Source organism: Natrinema ejinorense (assembly GCF_002494345.1).
GTDB lineage: Archaea > Halobacteriota > Halobacteria > Halobacteriales > Natrialbaceae > Natrinema > Natrinema longum.
On record NZ_NXNI01000001.1, the window covers coordinates 1,090,229 to 1,109,920 of the forward strand.

The 19,692-nt window shown below is 65.9% G+C and carries 19 protein-coding genes; 11 read left to right on the forward strand and 8 right to left on the reverse strand.

What is annotated here, in order from left to right; genetic code table 11:
* Positions 1–42 precede the first annotated feature (42 nt).
* A complete protein-coding gene (locus tag CP557_RS05430) occupies positions 43–831 on the forward strand; it encodes a VOC family protein (protein ID WP_097378974.1) in 789 nt (262 codons plus the stop codon).
* Here the strand turns inward: CP557_RS05430 and CP557_RS05435 are convergent.
* The 3 genes from CP557_RS05435 to CP557_RS05445 all read right to left on the reverse strand — a co-directional run bounded on the left by CP557_RS05435 (position 828) and on the right by CP557_RS05445 (position 2,266).
* Positions 828–1,217 carry a universal stress protein gene (locus CP557_RS05435; RefSeq protein WP_097378975.1) on the reverse strand — a complete coding sequence of 130 codons (390 nt, stop codon included), beginning with the start codon at positions 1,215–1,217 and terminating at the stop codon, positions 828–830. The genes CP557_RS05430 and CP557_RS05435 overlap by 4 nt on opposite strands.
* 393 nt (positions 1,218–1,610) lie before the next feature.
* Entirely contained in the window at positions 1,611–1,922 is a 312-nt protein-coding gene (locus CP557_RS05440; RefSeq protein ID WP_097378976.1) for a DUF7521 family protein, read from the reverse strand.
* Complete coding sequence (locus CP557_RS05445; RefSeq protein WP_097378977.1) at positions 1,919–2,266, reverse strand: ArsR/SmtB family transcription factor; 348 nt, start codon at positions 2,264–2,266, stop codon at positions 1,919–1,921. Before CP557_RS05445 ends, CP557_RS05440 begins: the two co-directional genes overlap by 4 nt.
* Positions 2,267–2,448: 182 nt before the next feature.
* On the opposite strand from CP557_RS05445, the gene CP557_RS05450 reads away from it, so the two are divergent.
* From CP557_RS05450 to CP557_RS05470, 5 genes are all read left to right on the forward strand, one after another.
* On the forward strand, positions 2,449–3,474 hold the full coding sequence (locus CP557_RS05450; protein ID WP_097378978.1) for a Cdc6/Cdc18 family protein: 1,026 nt from the start codon (positions 2,449–2,451) through the stop codon (positions 3,472–3,474).
* A gap of 67 nt (positions 3,475–3,541) precedes the next feature.
* Positions 3,542–4,405, forward strand: a complete 864-nt coding sequence (locus tag CP557_RS05455; protein ID WP_097378979.1) for a VOC family protein — start codon at positions 3,542–3,544, stop codon at positions 4,403–4,405.
* 148 nt (positions 4,406–4,553) lie between these two features.
* Positions 4,554–5,258 (forward strand): P-loop NTPase family protein, encoded by a 705-nt coding sequence (locus CP557_RS05460; RefSeq protein ID WP_097378980.1) that lies wholly within the window; start codon positions 4,554–4,556, stop codon positions 5,256–5,258.
* Positions 5,258–5,605: a hypothetical protein gene (locus CP557_RS22950; RefSeq protein ID WP_245852913.1), complete on the forward strand. Its 348-nt coding sequence runs from the start codon at positions 5,258–5,260 to the stop codon at positions 5,603–5,605. The genes CP557_RS05460 and CP557_RS22950 overlap by 1 nt, the downstream gene beginning before the upstream one ends.
* Positions 5,602–7,833, forward strand: coding sequence for a DNA polymerase domain-containing protein (locus CP557_RS05470; RefSeq protein WP_097378981.1), 2,232 nt, complete (start codon positions 5,602–5,604; stop codon positions 7,831–7,833). Before CP557_RS22950 ends, CP557_RS05470 begins: the two co-directional genes overlap by 4 nt.
* A gap of 47 nt (positions 7,834–7,880) precedes the next feature.
* Here CP557_RS05470 and CP557_RS05475 read toward each other — a convergent pair whose 3' ends face one another.
* The 4 genes from CP557_RS05475 to CP557_RS05490 form a co-directional block, all read right to left on the reverse strand.
* Entirely contained in the window at positions 7,881–8,219 is a 339-nt protein-coding gene (locus tag CP557_RS05475) for a hypothetical protein (RefSeq protein WP_097378982.1), read from the reverse strand.
* A gap of 190 nt (positions 8,220–8,409) precedes the next feature.
* Positions 8,410–9,249: a PspA/IM30 family protein gene (locus tag CP557_RS05480; RefSeq protein ID WP_097378983.1), complete on the reverse strand. Its 840-nt coding sequence runs from the start codon at positions 9,247–9,249 to the stop codon at positions 8,410–8,412.
* A gap of 188 nt (positions 9,250–9,437) precedes the next feature.
* The gene (locus CP557_RS05485; protein ID WP_097378984.1) at positions 9,438–9,983 is read right to left on the reverse strand and encodes a helix-turn-helix transcriptional regulator; all 546 of its coding nucleotides are present in this window, start codon (positions 9,981–9,983) and stop codon (positions 9,438–9,440) included.
* Positions 9,984–10,211: 228 nt separating this feature from the next.
* Positions 10,212–10,877, reverse strand: coding sequence for a hypothetical protein (locus tag CP557_RS05490; RefSeq protein WP_097381539.1), 666 nt, complete (start codon positions 10,875–10,877; stop codon positions 10,212–10,214).
* 238 nt (positions 10,878–11,115) lie between these two features.
* On the opposite strand from CP557_RS05490, the gene CP557_RS05495 reads away from it, so the two are divergent.
* From CP557_RS05495 to CP557_RS05515, 5 genes are all read left to right on the forward strand, one after another.
* Positions 11,116–12,639 carry a hypothetical protein gene (locus tag CP557_RS05495; RefSeq protein WP_097378985.1) on the forward strand — a complete coding sequence of 508 codons (1,524 nt, stop codon included), beginning with the start codon at positions 11,116–11,118 and terminating at the stop codon, positions 12,637–12,639.
* Between the two features lie 148 nt (positions 12,640–12,787).
* Positions 12,788–13,405, forward strand: a complete 618-nt coding sequence (locus CP557_RS05500; protein WP_097378986.1) for an alpha/beta hydrolase — start codon at positions 12,788–12,790, stop codon at positions 13,403–13,405.
* A gap of 411 nt (positions 13,406–13,816) precedes the next feature.
* Positions 13,817–14,743, forward strand: a complete 927-nt coding sequence (locus CP557_RS05505; protein WP_097378987.1) for an FAD binding domain-containing protein — start codon at positions 13,817–13,819, stop codon at positions 14,741–14,743.
* A gap of 16 nt (positions 14,744–14,759) precedes the next feature.
* On the forward strand, positions 14,760–15,302 hold the full coding sequence (locus CP557_RS05510; RefSeq protein ID WP_097378988.1) for a (2Fe-2S)-binding protein: 543 nt from the start codon (positions 14,760–14,762) through the stop codon (positions 15,300–15,302).
* On the forward strand, positions 15,302–17,785 hold the full coding sequence (locus tag CP557_RS05515) for a xanthine dehydrogenase family protein molybdopterin-binding subunit (RefSeq protein WP_097378989.1): 2,484 nt from the start codon (positions 15,302–15,304) through the stop codon (positions 17,783–17,785). Before CP557_RS05510 ends, CP557_RS05515 begins: the two co-directional genes overlap by 1 nt.
* A gap of 43 nt (positions 17,786–17,828) precedes the next feature.
* Here CP557_RS05515 and CP557_RS05520 read toward each other — a convergent pair whose 3' ends face one another.
* Entirely contained in the window at positions 17,829–19,682 is a 1,854-nt protein-coding gene (locus tag CP557_RS05520; RefSeq protein WP_097378990.1) for an ATP-binding protein, read from the reverse strand.
* Positions 19,683–19,692 lie beyond the last annotated feature (10 nt).

The following is a 19,692-nucleotide window of genomic DNA, read 5'->3' on the forward strand; positions in this document are numbered from 1 at the left end:
ACCTCCGCCATATTTTTGCCGGCTGCAGGCCAGTGATCGTCTATGGACGGAACGCTCGACCACACCATGATCCGCGTCGCCGACCTCGAGGAATCGCTCGACTGGTACCAGACCCACCTCGAGTACGAGGAGAAGGATCGCTACGAGGGCGACGGCTTCACGATCGTCTATCTCGGGCCCGAGGAGATGCACGAGGACGGCGCGATGCTCGAGATCACCCACAACGAGGGCGAGGAGCCCGAGGTGGGCGACGCCTGGGGCCACATCGCAGTACGGGTCCCCGAGGGCGAACTCGAGGAGTACTACCAGCAACTGATGGACGAGGGCGTCGCGGACTACCGCGATCCCGAATCCTGTGGCGGTCGCTACGCGTTCGTGAAAGACCCCGACGGCCACGAGATCGAGATCGTCCAGCGCGAGGAGGGTGCGCTCTGGTCGCTCGATCACACGATGATCCGCGTCGAGGACGCCGACGAGGCGCTTGGCTTCTGGACCCGCAAGTTCGAGTACGACGAAACCCGCCGCTGGGAATCCGACACGTTCGCGAACTACTTCGTCGAGCCACGGGACGCGGCCGACGAGTCGATGGCCGTCGAACTCACCTACAACTACGACGGTCGCACGTACGACATGGGCGACGCCTGGGGGCACCTCTGTGTCCGCCTCGACGACCTCCACGAGGACTGGGAGCAGCTCATGGAACGCGACGCCGCCGACTACCGCGACCCCGAGAGCTGCGACGACATGTACGCCTTCACGAAAGACCAGGACGGCCACGAGATCGAACTCCTCGAGCGCGACCTCGAGGCCGACTCGCTGTTCCCCTTCTAATCGGAGAGATCGGGGATCGGAACGACGACGACCGGCCGGCTCGCAGCCGCGAGGAGCCCTTGCGCGGTTGAACCGAGTTCGCGCGTCGCCTCGGGATCGCCGCTGTGGGCCCCGACGACGATCTCGTCGACCTCGTGCTCGGCCGCCGCCTCGCGGAGCGTCTCGGCGGGGGGTCCCGATCGAAGCGCCGTCTCGACCTCGCCGACGGTGGCGAGCCGAACGGGAGCGACGTTCAGCGCTTCCTGGCCGTCCCGACGGGCCGACGGATCGCCGGCCGGCGCGACGGCGATCACGGTAACGGTATCCTCGGCGGTCGCCCGACCGTCGAGATAGTCACAGGCCGCTGCCGTCGTGTGGACGGAATCCGTTCCGACGAGATAATGCATAACGGCTCCTACGGCGGTCCTCGCAAAGAACCTGCGGACGTTCCCGGCCGATATTTTCGGATTTTCCGACCGAGAAAACGCGGTTCCGGTACTAATACGGCAGCATCGAAAAGGGAGCGTGGGGGACGAGAGAGGCCATCCCCGCACGCCTTGGCGGTCCCCCGCGGTTCCGCATCCGATCATCCGGGGTTGCGACACCCGCCCCACGCGTCCCCGTTATCTCCCCCCTCGTGCGGGGACGTGCTGCGTCACTCGGCTTCGTTCGGTGCCGGTACACGCAGCGTTCTCTCCGATCGCTTCGGCCCGACACGGTCGCCAGGTATCGGTCGACGATGGCTGAAATCCTCGTTCTGGGCTGTCGTTTCAGCGACCCCCGTCCGACGGCGTCACCGGTCAATGGCGGCCGTACAGCGAATAGGTAATCGAAACCAGCCCCAACAGTCGACTCACGTTCTCGAGCAGTGCGATGACGATTTGCTCCGGATCGACGACCGTCGTGATGACGACGTTGATCAGGAACGGGAACAGCGTCAACAGGAGGAGTCCGACGGCGAGATAGAACATCGACGTGGCGTCGTTGCGGCGGTAGCCACGGTAGGCCTGATACGCGATGATCGTCCCGAAAAGGGCAACGAGGAAGAGACTCGCGACGGTCAGCAACTCGAGGAGTGTCGCTTCGTCGATCCGAACGACGCTCCGGCTCATCGCATCCCCTCCCACATGCGAGTGAACTTGTCGGCGACGTCTTCCTCACGATAGGACAACTCGAGTGAGAACGACCCATCCTCCAGTGACAGTTCGAGCCGGTCGAGGTTCGCACTGTAGACGCTGTAGTGGTTCCCGTCCGGTGCGAGTTCCGTTTCTTCGGTGACGAGGTGACACTCCTCGAGACGGTCGAGTCGCCGGTAGATCGTCGGCAGGGAGGCGTCACACCGTTCGCTCAGTGTACTGGCAGACATGGGTTCGACGCTCGTGTGGGTGAGGATATCCCGTGCGTAGTCGTCGTCGAGGACCGAAAGCAGGGTCGACAGGTCAGTTTCCTCACTCACTGGTCTACTCCTTCGTTCCGGCATCGCTATGAAAAGCGGTCCGGTTTTTCTGGACCAGAAAACGCTGCGCTCGCGACTCGACGGGCACCACCCGGTGGGGAGGCTCTCAGCCGGGCCGGTGTTTCGGAAGTTTCGGAACCACCCCGGCGTCGTTTAAGGCGATCGAGACCGAACCGGACGGTGTGATCGTCGACGGCCGCGTCCTGCGCGATGATTTCGTGCCCAGCGAGGTGGTCCATCGCCACGACGAGGTAACCCTCCTCTCGGAAGCCCTCGAGCCGCTGCTGTCCGACGGGCGGCCCGATCCCGCCTTCCTGTTCGGCCCGACGGGCGTCGGCAAGACCTGCATCGCTCGCTACACGCTCGCCCAGTTGCGCGAGCAGGAGCCGACCGTCCGGTTGTCGTACGTCAACTGTTGGCAGGAGTATACCCGGTTTCGCGTCCTCTATCGGATTCTCGAAGCGATCGACCGGGCGGTCGATGTCCACCGCTCGACGCCGAAAGACGAACTGTTCGAGCGACTCTCGCGGGCCGACGACGGGTCACTCGTCGTCGTTCTCGACGAGGTCGACCAGCTAGAGGAGACCGGCGTGCTGTACGACCTCCACCGGCTCCCCCACGTCTCGCTCGTGTTGATCGCCAACCGCGAGGTGGAGCTGTTCGCGAGCTTCGACGATCGGGTTCGCTCGCGGCTCCACGCCGGCACCCGGGTCCGATTCGACCGCTACGGCACCGACACGCTCGCGGCGATCCTCGCCGAGCGGACGGACAAAGCCCTCGAGCCGGGCGCTGTGAGCGACTCGCAGTTGCGAACGATCGCCGACGCGGCCTCGGGCGACGCCCGCGTCGGCATCGGGATCCTCCGGTCGGCGGCCCGGCGCGCGGAGCGACAGGGAGTGGAATCGATCACCGACGAGATCCTCGAGGCGGCGATCCCGGACGCCCGGTCGGCGATCCGCCGGAAGACGATCGAGGGGTTGATCGAACACCAGCGAGTGCTGTACGACGTGATCGCCGAGGCCGGCGAGATCGAACCGGGAGAACTCTACGCGGCGTACGAACGACGGGTCGACGAGCCGAAGACGAACCGGACGCTGCGCAACTACCTGACGAAGATGGTTCACTACGACCTGATCGAGGCCGTCGGCAAGCGGCGGGGCAGAACCTATCGGCTCGTCGACGACGGCGAGCCGGACGGGGATCGGTGACCGATCGGGACCGTTCCAGCACACCGTCTGCCGAAAGAGGGGTTAGCAGGCCGCTCCTACTGGACGCATGAGCCGATCTCCGACGCTCCCGGCTGGGACCCGTCTCGGTCGGACTGCGCTTCGCGTCGCCGACACCGGGCCGATGATCGAGTTCTACCGCGACGTCGTCGGCCTCAGCGTCGCCACCCGAACCGAGATCGGGGCGACGCTCGGCGTCGATGGGACGCCGTTGCTCGTTCTGGAAGCCGCTCCGGACACCGAGCCACGCGGCGATCGGGAAGCCGGACTCTACCACAACGCCTTCAGACTCCCCTCGCGGCCGGCGCTTGGGGCCGCCCTCGAGCGGATTCGCGACTGCTGGACGCTCGAGGGAGCCTCCGACCACGGCGTCAGCGAGGCCCTCTACTGTACCGATCCCGAGGGAAACGGCGTCGAACTATATCGCGACCGGCCCCGAGACGCGTGGCCGCGCGCCGACGACGGAACGCTCCGGGCGACCGGCGGCCCGCTGGATCTCGCCGCCCTCGCGGCCGCGGCCGACGATGCCACGACGGGGAACGGGTCGCAACTGGCACCCGACGGAACGACCGTCGGCCACGTCCACCTCGAGGTATCCTCGCTCGAAGCGGCCCGCTCCTTTTACGCGGAGACGGTGGGGTTCGACGTCTCCATGTCCTACGCGCCGGGATCGCTCTTTTTCGCGACGGGGGGCTACCACCACCACGTCGGCGTGAACCGCTGGAACGAGCGATCCACGCCGACGGACGGACTGGGGCTGGGGTGGTTCGAACTGCTCGTTCCGGATGCCGAGGCGGTCGATGCGATCCGGGAGCGGGCGGCCGACGAGGCTACCGTGATCGCGGAGTTCGAGGGCGGCATCGAACTCGAAGATTCGGACGGGATCGCGGTTCGGGTCCGGCCCACGGCGTAGCGACGCGGTCGACTTTCGGAAGCGGAAACGGAAATCCAAACCGCGCTCGAGCGACCCGATAGCCGACGGTTTCGATGGTCGAGCCCCCATCGGAACTGTTGGAACGCGGGCTCCGTCGCTTATGCATTGCTCGCTCGAGGACTCGTGTATGCATCAGTTCGACCTCGAGCCCGGAACGACGCTGCTGAACGTTCCCTCGCCGCGATCGGAGATCGTCCACCGGCTGGTCTGTGAGCGACTGGCCGCGGACGCTGCCGGCGGGTCGGCCTACTGGATCGACGCGCGCTCGGCCGCATCGGCCCACGCGCTGTACGACTGCGCCTCGAGCCCTCGCGTCCTCGAGAACCTGCAGGTTGCGCGGGCGTTTACGGCGTACCAACACCATTCGCTGGTGCGCGACATCGCCAGACGGGCGGAGCCGGGAACGGCGCTGCTCGTCGCACCCAACGTCGCCGCCCCCTACCGGGACGACGACCTCGCGGCGTGGGAGCGCGAGCCGTTGCTGGCTGCGACCCTCGAGATCCTCTCGGAGCTGGGTGCGGTACTCGATTGTCCGGTCCTCGTGACGAGCGCCGACAGCGGTGGCGAGGACGGCAGCGCCGACGACGCGACCGCTGCTTCCGGACCGGTCGCCGAGTACGCCGACACCACGGTCGACTGCGTTCGCACGCGCGAGGGACTCCGGCTCGAGCGTGTGGACGAAGGGGAAGCGACGGGCGCGACGGCGGGGTACTGGCACGGCACCCAGTGGCAGACGACGATCCCCTACTGGGTCGAGCTCTGTGGGGCCGTCGACGCGTTCGATCCCGTCGTCGCCGCCCACGATCGCGGGCTGCTCGAGGTGAGCGGCTGATGGGGCGAACGAACCCGACCTACCGCGACGCGATCGGACGAATAGAGTCCGACTGGAGGCCGATGCGCCGGGCGCTGCGCCGGGAGTACCAGTCGGACTTCGATCGGCTGTTCGATCGCGCTCGCGACTTCGCCGACGCGGCGGGCTACGCCAACCCGCCGGCACCCGAACGGGCGTTCCTGCTGTCGTTGCTGCTCACTCACGAGGTCGAACTGCGGCGATTGCGGACGGAACTCGCCGCACGCGAGAACGCGGCGAGCGGGGGCCGCGTCGAGGACGCCGTGAGCCCTGACGACGCGACTGTGAGTCCAGTGAGCCAGCCCGACGCGACCGAGGACGACGAATGAGTCCCTACACGTTCGAATTCGAGGGCGGCGACGTTCGCGAGTGGACGCTGACCGAGGCGGGTGCCGAGCCGACGACCGTCGCGGACTACACCCCGTCGCTGTTCGTCGGGGGCCCCGACGCCGCGCTCGCGGACCTGAACGATCGCCTCTCCAGTGACCCAAAGGTCGTCGCGACGGAGCGCGAGCGGTGGGCGACGAGCCTCCACGACGCTCACGCCGGGAAGCGGCGTCACGTCCTGCGCGTCACCCTCGAGCGGGTCGCCGAAATTCGGCCGCTGGCCCGCGAAATCCGCGGCGTCTACGAGCGCGAGACCCACGCGCCCGGAACGTTCCGGCTGTTCGACGTCGACCTCGAGCCGGGGTTTCGGTACTGCCTCGATCGGGACCTCGATCCGACGCCGGCCCGCGACCTGCGGACGCTCCGACTCGCGCTCGACGACGCTGCGCTGGCCGACGGCGACGTTTCGGCGCTCGAACTCGCGGACGACCGCGTCGACGGCGGCGAACGACGAACGCTCCGGACGCTCCGGCGACGCCTCGAGCGACGGAATCCCGACGCACTCGTCGTGAGCAACGCGGAGCTGATACCGCTGCTCGAGCGCCGAGCCGAGGTGCTGGGGGTCGATGGCGTTTCCCTCGGGCGGCGTCCGGGGTGGACACGGCTGGCGAGCGAAAACACGTACGCGAGCTACGGGCGAGTCGGACACTCGCCGGCGCGGTACCAGGTCCCGGGGCGAGCGATCGTCGACGCCTCGAACAGCTTCCTCTGGCACCAGTCGGGACTGGCGGGGATTCGATACATGGTCGAGCGGACCGGTCGCCCGCTACAGGAGGCGGCGTGGGGGAGCATCGGAACGCTGTTGACCGCGAGACAGATCCGGCTGGCCCGCCGCGAGAAGGGCGTACTCGCCCCGTGGAACGCGTGGGAACCCGAACGGTTCACCGACGTCGAGACGTTACACGCGGCCGATCGCGGCGGGTTCACCTTCGCTCCCGAGGTCGGCTTCCACGAAACCGTCCACGAGATCGACTTCGCGTCGCTGTACCCGCGGATCATCCGCGAGCACAACGTGAGTCCCGAGACGGTCGACTGTAACTGCGGGGACGACGCACGCGCCGACGGCGTCGACAGCCATCGCGTCCCCGAACTCGGCTACGAGATCTGCGAGACCGACGGCTTTCTCCCCGCCGTTCTCGACCCGCTCATCGCGGATCGGGCCGAGATCAAGGGACGGCTCGCGGAGGGTCCCGACGAGGCGACGGCCGCCCGGCTCCGCGCCGAATCGGGTGCGATCAAGTGGGTCCTCGTCGCCTGCTTTGGCTACCAGGGCTATCGCAACGCCAAGTTCGGCCGGATCGAGTGCCACGAGGCGATCAACGCCTACGCCCGCGAGATCGCACTCGAGGCGAAGCGGCGACTCGAGGACGCGGACTGGCGGATCGTCCACGGCATCGTCGACAGCCTCTGGGTGACGCCCCGAGTCGACGCGCCGGAGCCCCTCGCGGACGTGATCGGCGAGGTGTCCGCGCAAGTCGGGATTCCCCTCGAGCACGACGGAAGCTACGAGTGGGTGTGTTTCGTGCCGCTGCGCGACTCCATCAGGGGTGCCGGCGCTGGCGGGGCTTCGACGGACGGTACCGCGACAGCGGGCGGACCCAACCCGGCACGCGGGACCACAACGGCGGGCGCACTCACGAAGTACTTCGGCAAGCGGACGAGCGGCGAGTACACGTATCGGGGACTCGAAGTGCGCCAGCGGAGCGCGCCCGCGTTCGTCGCGGAGAGTCAACGGGCGTTCGTCGAGACGTTCGATCGCGAACGCGACCCCGAGGCAGTCTGTGACAGCCTCGGCCGACGGCTGAGCGAACTTCGCGAGGGGACGGTCGATCCGATCGATCTCGCCGTCACGAAACGGGTCTCGAAATCACTCGGGGACTACAGCCAGCGGACCCACACCGTGGCGGCGCTCCAGCGATACGAGCGCCGCGGGATCGACCGCCACCCCGGACAATCGGTCGAGTACGTCGTCGTCGACGACGACGCGCGTGGCTCCGAGCGGGTCAGACTCGCGCTCGAGGAGCCACGGACGTACGACGCGGACTACTACGCGACGCTGCTCGTCCGCGCCTGTGAGAGCGTTCTCTCGCCCCTGGGCTGGGATCGCGTTCGAATCCGACGTTCGTTGCGGGACGGGACCGCGGTTCGACTGTCGACGTTTACCGGCTGAGTGCCGTCCTGACCGCGTTCCCTCACCGTGGTCGATGCTCGAAACGGTCAATTCGATCGCAGTTCGTCGGAAACCGCATCGTAGACGGCATCGATGCTCACGGCGAGCGTGTACACCGGTCGTCCCTTCCCGGTCGGTGACGTTTCCGTCGGGTCGACCTCGTCGACCAGGCCGACGTCCTCGAGTCGGTACAGCGACCGGATGACGTCCGCTTCCGAGAGCGTGCCGACGGGTTCGGTGTCGATCTCGGAGAGCTGTTGCCGGCAGTGCTGTCGAAGCTCGTGTGTCTGGATCGGCGTCTCGTCTTCGCGGGCGAGGTCGGCGACGCTCAACAGGACGAGCTGATTTGTCAGTGAAATTGATTCGAACGGAGAATCGTCGCTCATACCGTTTCCTTGAACGTGAACGGTGGTAACAGTTTCTCTCCAACCCACAAACGGACGCCGTCATCGAGGAGTGTCCGTCACGCTGCCACACTGCTCGGCGTCGCTGACCGACACCGAAGCGCAGCCCCACTACTCGGATCCTGCGATCGGTTCGAGCGGGAAGGGAGACCGGAACGGGGGAGCGTCGACGCTACGCGTTCTCTTCGTCCTGTAGCTCCGCGAGTTCGGCCTCGACATCCTCCTGGTCCTGGTTTTCGAGCTCCGTGAGTTCCTCGTCGTCGACCTCGGCCGCGGCATCGGCCTCGGTCTCGGAGTCCGCCGTCGACGTCTCCTCCCCGCCGACGTCGGATTTGAGCGTCTCGAGTTCGGCTTCGACGCCGCTGTCGGTCGAGAGCTGCTCGAGTTCGCGGTCGATGTTGTCCTTGTCGGACATGACGTCCTCGAACGCGCCCGATTCGTGGAGTTCGTCCATTGCGGCGGCGCGGGCCTCCATATCTTCGGTCTGTTCTTCGGCGCGCTCGATGGCCCGGCCCACGTCCTCGAACTCCTCGCCGGTAGCCGTCATGGCCTCCGAAACCGTGGAGCTGGCTTTTGCGGCCTCGTGGCGTGCTTTCATCGTCTCCTTTTTCGTCCGGAACTCCTCGATGCGGCTCTGGAGTTCGTTCTTCTGTTCGATCAGCCGGTCCTGTTGGCCCTGCAGGTCCGAAATCTGGCGTTCCAGATCCTCGATCTGGTTCATTTTCGTCTTCTTCTTCTCCAAGGCACGTCGCGCCAGGTCTTCTCGGTCCTGCTCGACCGCGGTGCGGGCCTGCTCGTTGTGTTTCTCGACGTTCTCCTCGAGGCGGCGTTTCTGCATCTCGAGGCGCTTTTTCTGCGTCGTGAGATCGGCGATGCCGCGTTTGACCTGCTGGAGCTGGTCGCGCATCTGTTCGTAGGAGTAGTCCAGCGTTTCGGTCGGATCTTCCGCCCGGTTGAGCACCGAGTTGAGCTTCGATCGAATGACGTAGGAGGCCCGAGAGAGGATGCCCATATTCGCTACGTATCGCTCCCCGGCCTTAAAAACATCACTTCGGCAACAGTCGATTCCGATTCCACGTCCGTAGAGTCCGGGAACCGAGACGACTCGTCTCCGCCGCTCAGACGGTTTGCTGTCCCGATGTCCCGGTGTGACCGCAGGGCAGACCCGGTCCCACCGGCACTGACGGACAGGAGACCGTATCAGAGGAGCATGACGACGTTGCCGGTGCCCCGTCGTTTCCGTTCGACGAGCCCTTTGCTCTCGAGCGTATCGAGCGTTCTGCTCACGGTCGCTTTCGACAGGTCGGTCTCGTCGACGATGTCGCGCTGGGCCCGAACGCCGTCGGCGTCGAGAACGGTCTCGTAGATGACGCGTTCGGTGTCCGCCAGCTCGTCGGTCGTTTCCTCCCACTCCCGTCGACGCGCCTCGAGCAGGTCGTCGCTCCGCTGGAGCGTCGAACGACCGTCGGTCGTGGCGCGTGACTGCCCCGGCTCGGGGGCCGAACTCGATCGGTGCTGGAGCAACAGGACCGCCGCGCTCGCGCCGCAGAGACACGCGGCGACGGCGACGACGCCGATTTCTCGATAGGTGAAGTAGCTGCCGACCGCGGTCACGTCAGCACCAGCACCGCTGGCCGCGACCACGATCCGGGGCGGGTTCAGTATCTGTCCGGCGAGGACGACCGTCGACGCGACGAGGACGGTCGCCGTGACGAGCCGAGTATCCTGGAGGACTCGGAGGACCATGGCTCAACCACGTTCGTTCCACCCCTAAGTATCATCGATTTGTCGTCGTGGGTGCCGTTGAGCCGTTCTGTGTCCGGATACGGGCGGTTCTCGAGACGGCCGAGTCTGACGCACCGGCACGGACGGGCACGTCGCAGCCGCCGATTCATACGGTCTCCTGGACCGATGGACCGGTGTCACCGCAAGGCAGTTCGTGGTTACACCGTCACTGACGGACAGCAGTCCGTCTCATCCCGCGACGAACTCCAGACGGAGCAGTCGTTCGACGGTTTCGGACTCGAGATCGATCACGGTCCGGTATTCCACGGGTTCGCCCACGGGTTCGACGATCACGAGTGCGCGATCCTCACGGATCGCCGACGTGTTCTGCGAGCGCATGATCACTCGGTCGGGGCCCTTCGAGTGCGTCTCGAAGGCGGGTTCGTCGACGGACCCGGTCCGTATTCGGGCCCCGTCGTCGCGGTCGATTCCGGCTAGTTCGGCCCGTTCTCGAGGGAGCGTTCCCGCACTGATCGGGACCACAGTGACCGTCGCACCGCCGGTCGTCTCGAGCCGATCGGCGATCGTCGCGTTGGTCAGCGCGGTTCGTTTCGCGAGTTCCCGGTGGTCCTCGCTCAATCGCGGCGGGTCGCGGGCCTCCGTCGTAACGGCGAACCCGCCAGTCTCGTGGGTGATCTCGATCCGCTCGAGGTCGCTCACGTCGTCGATGATCGTCGTTTCCGTCCCGTCCCCCGCCGCGAACGTCAGCGAGCCGTCGTCGATCGCGAACTCACCGGCGGACTCGCTCGTCAGCACCGATGTGGCTCCGGCGACGCTGGCGAACGCGGCGACGCTGATCCCGAGGACGACGAGCGACAGGACGAACGCGACTCGAGGTGGATCGACGGCGGTCATCGTTCCGTTGCCCTCGCAGCCCACCGTATGAATACTGCGATTCGTCGCCGTTCGAAACGGATGAAACGCGTTTGGAACGGCTCCGAAACGCGTTTCGAACGCGTTTCACGCCCGTTTCCAACGGGGTTTGAAAGGGGCTTTCTGCTAACGGTCGAGTGGAGCGATCGGGGCGACCGGTGCCGAGACCCTCTCGGTGCCGATGGCGTCGTCCGGATCGCCGTCCACGAACGTGGTCCCCATGAAACAAGACTACAAGTACGCGATCTACGTGCTCGCACTCGCGGCGACCGTGACCCTCGCGACGGGTCTGCTCGTCGTTGCGGGCGACACGGGCACGAACGATTCAAGAGACGAACAGCTCGACGATACCAACGTCGAACTAGTCGGCGACCTCGACGCGCTGACCGACGGCGAGGCGGACCGACTCCCACACCTCGTCTGGGAGGACGAGGCCGTGCGCAGCTACTTCGACGACCCCGACGGCCTGGAGTTCGAGGTCACCGAACCGACGACGTACGACGAGGACGACGACGAGTTCGTCCCCGCCGACGACACGGTTCGGGTTCAGGTCTCACCCGTCGACGAACGCCTTCCCTACGCGTTCGTGACGGTCGATCTGGACGAAGATACGGCCGCCCTCGAGCATGGCTTCCACTCGGTCGACGACGTCGACGTCGAATTCGGTGAGGGCAAGCATCGATTGACCGACGACGAGCGCGATCGGGTCGCGCAGATCCTGCTGGACGATCCCGACATCGAGTGGGAGATCAAGACGCTGCTCGAGGAGCCGGAGACGGTCGACGCTGCCGTCGTCGACCGCGAGGGCGGCCGGGTGAGCGTCGCGCTCACTGCGTCCGACGGACAGTCGTCGACGGTCCACGCCGACGTCGATCTCGCGTCCGAATCCGTCGAGAACCGGTCCGTTTCCGGCGCACTGACGGTAAACGAGAGCGACAGCGGGTCCGTTGCCGTCGACGTCGAAACCGACGGGAACGGAACCTACGTCCTCACCGGGAACGCGAGCGAAACGATTTCGGCCGACGCCACGATCAGCGAGTCGGTGGCCGGAACCGCGGTCGAAGTCACCACTCCGAACGAGACGGAAACGAGCGTCGAACTCGACGACGTCACCGTTTCCCTGGTCGAGCACCGCGAGTCGCTTTCGGAACACGACCCCGAGGAGTTCGCGGAACTCGTCTGGGCGAGCGAGGACGTTCGGCGGTACTTCGACGACCCCGAACGGATCGAGATGACCGTGACACAGGATCGAGAACTCGACGAGGAAACCGGCGAGTTCACTCCCGCCGACACGGTGATCGTCCGCGTCACGCCGACGGACGACCGACTCCCCAACGCGGTCGCGGTGGTCGATCCAGCGGCGGAGACGGTGACGGTGAAACGCGGTCTCCCGGCGCTCGAGCCCGTCGGCCTCGAGTTCACCGACGAAACCGGCCTGGTGACCGATGCCGACCGCGACCTGATCGAGGACATCGTCCGTGCCGACGACGCCGCGAGCTACACCATCCAGAGTCAGTTCGACGATCCCGACGAACTGGACGCGACCGTCACGGCCGCGACCGGCGACGGGCCGGAGACGGTGACCGTGGAACTGGCTCCCCCAGGAGTCGAGACGGCGTCGGTCTCAGTGACCGTCGACCTCGAGAACCGGACGGTTACGCGATCGTTCGTCGTGATCGAGGGGCTCGATAGCGAGGCGATCGATATCGAGGACAGCGACTACGAGGTCGAGAACGCCGAGTAACCCGTTCGAATCCGCGACGCTCTCCACACGCTTCGTCGTCCCCATCCCCGCTGACGCATCGCCCTCCGTCATTTTTGACCTACCCTCGTCGTTCGTCTCGCTCCCTGCAGGGGCGGACCTTGATTACCGACCGGCGGAAACGTCCACCATGGACGTGCTGATCCCCGCCGAACGCGACGTTCGCGGGACACTCGAGGAACCGGCCGACGAACCGCGGGCGATCGTCGTCGCCTGTCCGCCCCATCCACAGCAGGGCGGTTCGCGAAGCGACCAGCGCCTCGTCGCGGCCGCGGAGGCCCTTTGCGAGTCCGGAATCGCCTGTCTCCGCTTCGATTACGGCCCGTGGGACGAGGGCGACGGCGAACGACGGGACGTTCGCAACGCCATCGAGTGGGCTCGCGAGCGGGACGACGCGTCGACCGATAGTCGTCCGGTCGGCGTCTTCGGCTACAGTTTCGGCGCGTCACTGGCGCTGCTCGCGGCCGCGGACACCGACCCCGACGCGGTCGCCGTCCTCGCACCGACGGCGCGACTCGACGCCGATCTGGACGCCCACGAGGCACTCGAGCGGATCGAATCGCCGGTCCACGTCCTGTACGGCGAGCGCGACGGGACCGTCGACTGGGAACCGATCGTCGAACGGGCGCGGGACCGGGGCGACGAGACCACTGCGCTGGCGGGCGATCACTTCTTCCTAGGGGCCCGCGACGAGATCGCGACCACCGTCGGGACCTTCTTCGAGCGGACGCTGCTCGAGACGACGTGAGCGACGCCGGGGGTGAAATCGACCGCCGGCTCGAACACCGTCGTTCGTCGGCCGGTGCGAGAAGCGGGTGAGATCGATCAGCGCCCCCATTCGGCACGCCGATGTACGATTGGTTTTGATAGTAAACCCGTCATGTATCACTACATACATCGGGGAACCCCGGAACCATTCGATCTAACTGACACTAATACGAATCGAGCTATCGGGAGAGGGCGGCCGTCTTTCCCGGTATCAGTCGTCACTCTCGCGATAGCCGAATTCCGTCGTCAGCGTTTATCATTCAGCTATGCTGTTACGATAAACCGTACATATTAGATAATATAATTATGTCCATATTAGGTTTTTCAGGCACTTTTATGCCGTCCGATAAGGTACGGGCGGTCGTGATTGTGGTTATCACATGACACAGCCATGAAACCCACCGCATTCCACTATCAACGGCCCGAAACGATCGACGACGCCGTCGACGTCCTCGCGAGTGAGGGCGAGGAGGCGACGGTTCTCGCGGGGGGACAGAGCCTCATCCCGCGGATGAACTACCGTACCGCCAAGCCGGACGTCGTCGTCGATCTGAACCACGTCGCCGACCTCGAGTACGTTCACAGCGAGGGGGACGAACTCGTGATCGGTGCGATGACCCGTCAGTCGGCCGTCCGCGACCACTCGGACGTAACGGAACACTGTCCGCTCCTCGCCGACGCGCTCCAGTACGTCGGCCACAAGCCGACTCGGCATCGGGGAACGATCGGCGGCAACCTCGCGAACGCCGATCCGCGATCCGAACTGCCGGCCGTCGTCACCGCTCTTGAGGGATCGCTCGTCGTCCGAAACGGGGACGGGGAGCGCGTGATCGACGCCGCGGACTTCTTCCACGGGGGGATGGACACGGCGCTCGAGTCCGACGAGCTGCTGACCGAACTCCGCGTCCCGGTGCAGGAAGACGGCGTCGGCTACGGCTTCCAGGAGGAGGCGATCGTCGACTCGGACTGGCCGATCGCCGGCGTCGCAGCGACGCTCGAGGTTGCCGACGGCGAGTGCCGGAGCGTCCGGTTGGCCTACGCCGGCGTCGACGCCAGCCCGACGCGTATCGAGGACGCGGAAGCGGCGATCGAGGGCGAACCGGTCGGCCCCGATAGCTTCGAGGCGGCGGCATCGGCGGCTCGAGAGAACGTTTCAGTTACCGAACAGGAAACCGCGGAGTCGGCGGAACTGCGCGTCAACCAGGTCGGCGAATCCGATCACCCGAGCGCGACGGTTCACGCCGACCCCGGGTACAAGCGGGAGCTCGTGGGTGCGCTCACCTACCGAGCCCTCGAACAGGCACACGACCGAGTCTGAGATCATCCACTACACGATGCCATCCACGACATCCGATACCATCGAACCGGAATCGATTACGATCACGATCAACGGAGAGGAGTACGAACGCGAGGTCGAACCGCGGCGGCTGCTGAGCGATTTCATCAGGCAGGACATCGGTTTAACCGGCACCCACGTCGGCTGCGAACACGGTGCCTGTGGAACGTGTAACGTACTGATGGACGGAGAGACCGTCCGTTCCTGTCTGACGTTCGCAGTACAGGCCGACGGCGCCGAGATCGAGACCGTCGAGAGCCTCGGGACCGTCGACGACATGCATCCGATACAGGAGGCGTTCCACGAGAACCACGGCCTCCAGTGTGGCTTCTGTACGCCCGGAATGTTGCTCTCGACGAAGGAACTCCTCGAGGAGAACCCCGATCCGGATCGGGAGTCGATCAAGGAAGCACTGGGCGCCAACGTCTGCCGCTGTACGGGCTACGCGCCGATCATCGAGTCGGTCGAAGCGGCGGCCGAGCGGATCCAGGCACCGGCCGAAGCGGAGGGAGAAGAGCTGTCTACCGCGGGTGATGACTGATGAGTAAATCCGACCGCACGCCGGACGACGTCGCCGAGAAACGGAACAAACCGCCAGCGGGAGAAACGGAGGACGGCGAGTTCGAGGTCATCGGAAAGAACATCGACCGCGTCGAAAACCCACGACTGCTGACCGGTCGCGGCGAGTACATCGACGACGTGCAACTCGCCAATATGGGCCATGCAGCGGTCCTCCGCAGCCCCCACGCCCACGCACGAATCGTGGACATCGACACGAGCGAGGCCGAGCAACTGGACGGCGTCGATCTCGTCCTCACCGGCGAGGAAGCCGCCGAGAAGACCGGACCGCTCCCGACGTTCTCGAGCCCGCCCGTCGAACAGTACTGCATCGCCAAAGACCGCGTCCGTCACGTCGGCGAGGCCGTCGTCGCCGTCGTCGCCGACGACCGCTACGTCGCGGAGGACGCCCTCGAGCGGATCGACGTCGAGTACGAGCAACTCCCGGCCGTCACCGACGCCCGGGAGGCCCTCGAGTCGGAGGGTGACGAGGTGCTCCATCCCGACCGCGAGGACGGCTACGACTCGAACGTCTACCTGCAGAACACGTTCACTGCGGGCGATCCCGACGACGAGTTCGACGACGCCGACGTCGTCGTCAGCCGGGAGCTCAGATGGCCCCGTTCGGGCGGTCAGCCCATGGAAACCGTCGGTGCCGTCGCCGAGTACGACGAGGGGACTGGCAAGTTCACCATCCACGCCAACACCTCCATGTACAACTACATGGGATGGCTGATCGCCACGACGCTCGGGGTTTCGACGAACAAGATCAACATCGTCCCCAAGATCGCCGGCGGGAGTTTCGGGAGCAAGCTGTTCGCCCACAAGGTGTCGACGCTCGCCGCGACCCTGGCCCGCGAGGCCGGGCGACCGGTGAAGTTCATCGAGGATCGGGTCGACAACATCACGAGCTGTGACAACCACGGCAGCGATCGGTACTACCGACCCGCGGAACTCGCACTGGACGACGACGGCACCATGCGTGCGCTCCGCATCGACGTGCTCGACGACTACGGCGCGTACTTCCAGTTCGAGGTCGGCCACCACGGGAACGCCATGGCACAGGTGACCGGCCCCTACACCATCGAGAGTCTCGACTACAGCGTAACCGCCGTCGCGACCAACAAATCCCAGCAAGGCGCCTACCGAGGGTTCGGTTCGGAAGTCCAGAACTTCGTCCTCGAGCGGCTCATCGACGCGGCGGCGGACGAACTCGAGATGGACCCCGTGGAACTCCGACGCGAGAACTTCATCCAGCCCGAGGAGTTCCCCTACAAGATCCCAAGCGGGAACATGTACGACAGCGGCGACTACGAGGCCGTCCTCGAGGAGACGCTCGAGTTAGCGAACTACGAAGGGTGGCGCGAGAAACAGGCCGAGGCCCGCGAGGACGGACGCCACATCGGGATCGGCGTCGTGACCTGCCAGGAGCGCAGCGTCTTCAGTTCGACCGAGTTCTGGTTCTGGAACGACGATCCCGACTTCCCGATCACCAGTTCGCCCGAGAGCGCGTCGGTCAAGGTCGACGAGACCGGCCAGGCGATCGTCACGCTCCACTCGCCGTTCTGGGGGAACAGCCCGGAGACCGTCGCGACGCAGATCGTCGCCGAGGAACTCGCGATGGACCCCGAAAACATCGAGGTGAACTACGCCGATACCGACTCGGGGCTCAAGGGAACCGGACCGGGCGGCAGCCGGTACACGGTGATGGTCTCCGGTGCTCTCGAGGGCGCGACCAGCCAGATCCAGGAGAAGATGTTCACCATCGCCGCGGACATGCTCGAGGCGGCCCAGGAGGATCTGGAACTCGAGGACGGCGAGATCCGCGTCCGGGGTGCACCCGACAAGAGCGTCGGCATCCCCGAGATCGCGATGCAGGCACACGCCTTCGAACTCGACATGCCCGACGGCGTCGGGAGCGGGCTGGCCGCCGACCACACCTACGATCACCCCTACACGACGATGCCCGACGAGGACCGCGAGGATATGGGGGTGTTCTACCCGATCATGGGCCACATGTGTCACATCCCGGTCATCGAGGTCGACGTCGAAACCGGCAAGATCGAATTCCTCGATTACACCGCCGTTCACGACTGTGGCACCGTCGTGAACCCGGAGACCCTCAAGGGGCACATCACCGGCGGGACGGCCCAGGGGATCGGGACGGCGCTCTACGAGGAATACCAGTACCAGCCCGACGGACAGCTCCCGACGGACAACTACCACGACTACCCCCTCCCGACCTTCCACGACGTCCCCGACGACTACACCGTCGGCCACGTTGAGACGCCGTCGCCGTGGACCGAGTACGGGATCAAAGGCGGCGGCGAGGGCGGCCGGATGGGCGCGCCGCCGGCGATCGCGGCCGCGATCGAGGACGCCCTCGAGCCCTACGACGTGTCGATCGACGAACTGCCGGTCACGCCAAAGCGCGTTCGGGAACTGATCCGAACCGACGAGGAGTGACCCGCCGGCCGGTTTTTCCCGTCGTCCCCGTTCGTCGCCGCGGTCAGTCCCGGCCGTGACGGGTCAGACACGTCGGGAGCCCGATCAGTTCCACGGGTTCGGAGTTGTCCGGCGAGTAGACGACCATCTGCCCTTTCTCCATGTAGGGGACTTTCGACTCGAGGTTGCTCGGAATGTTGACGCTCTTGATGGCGTCCTCGTCGCCGAGGTTGAGCACGACGGTGGTGTTGATCTGTTTGAAGACGGCGTCGTGGATATCCTGTGGATCCTGCGTGATGAGGAAAAGGCCGAGGCGCTCTTTCCGGCCCTGTTTGGCGGCCTCGGTGAACTTCGTGATCACCTTCCCGGCCTGGACCGAGTCGGCGTCGGTCAGGAAGTTGTGGGCCTCGTCCATGCCCAGCACGAGCGGCGTCTCCTTGATCCGATCGTATTCCGGATCGTTCGAGAGCTTCTGGTCGATAACGAGCGAGGAGACCGCGAGCACGATGGCCTCGGTCGCCCGACTGTCGTTGATGTGGTAGGTCGGCACCACGGTCAACCCGCCGGGGCGGACGAAGTCGTGGACGAGGTCGGTGATCGGGCGCGCGTCCTGATCGAAGACGTGGTCGAAACCGAGCACCCGCCGGCGAACGGCGTCGAAGGTTGCCTCGTGAACTCGGCCGGACTCGTCGAGTTCCTCGCGCAGGGCAGGGTCGTCGAGGAACGTCGTGAACTCCTCGTACGTCCCTCCCGAACCGTACTGCTTCCGGAACCGCGGCAGGAGAACGGTCGTGAGCGCGCCGTACTGGTTGTCGTTCAGCCCGCTGCCGGCGACTAGCCACGGGTTGTCGTGGACCATCGAGAACGGGATCGTGAACTCGATCTGTTCCGCGCGATGGTGCCCCGCGGCGTACGACGCCGACCCCACTTTCGGGATGAAGGCGGTCGTGTCCTCGTGGCCGCCGTACGCGATGCCCTCGCGCTCCAGCCGGCGCGCGAACTCCCCGTCCAGGTCGGGGTTGTCGTCGTGCATCTGGGCGTACTCGTCCTGGGGATCGAACTGGACGACGGCGGGGCTGACCTCGCGGCCGTCGTCCATCGGATACGTCCGATCGTCGGCGAGATACTGGCGCAGGATGTTCTTCGCACCGTGGGTCTTCCCCGACCCAGTCCCGCCGGCGATCAGCGAGTGACGGAAGACGAGCGGATCGCCCGCGTCGTAATCGTCTTTCAGCCGGTAATCGATGGTCGGCGGGGTGGCCGCCGTCCGCACCTTCTCGCCGCCGACCGAGAGATGCCCCAGGAAGACCCCGTCGTCGGGCATCTTCAACCCGGTTTTGATCTCCTCGGTGTCGTCGGCCTGTCGGATCACCGTCTGTGGTTTCGGCACGCGGTCGGTCATCCGTCGTTTCAGTTCTCCATCGTCGTCGTAGAGGACTGCGACCGGCTCGAGTTCGGCGACGAACTTGTAGTCGGACTCGTCGATCTCGTCCGTTCGCATCGCCCGCCGGGCGTGGATCTCCGTCGCGTCGTCGGCGTGGTACTGCTGGGCGTACTCGAGGCCGACGATCCGACAGAACAGCGTCTCGCCGTCGGGATAGGGCGCGAGCAGGTAGCTCCCGATGCGGATCGACGAGCGGTTGCCCCGCGTGACGTACGCCCGGAGGGTCGTGTCGTCGCCGTCCTCGGCGACGCGCAGGCCCTGCGAGACGCAGATCGTTCCGATGCCGACGTCCTCGCCGCTCGGTTCGACGGTCGTCGTTTCGAACTCGTCCGTTCCCCCCTCGGTCGTCGACCTCGTACTCGCCGGTCCAGTGGGTCCCGAAGACGACGGCGACGAGTCGGTTGCGTCGGCCGACGCGCCGTCTTCGGAGCCGGCGTCGGCGTCGAAATCGCCGAAGTCTCCCAGATCGCTCATACCAACCCCA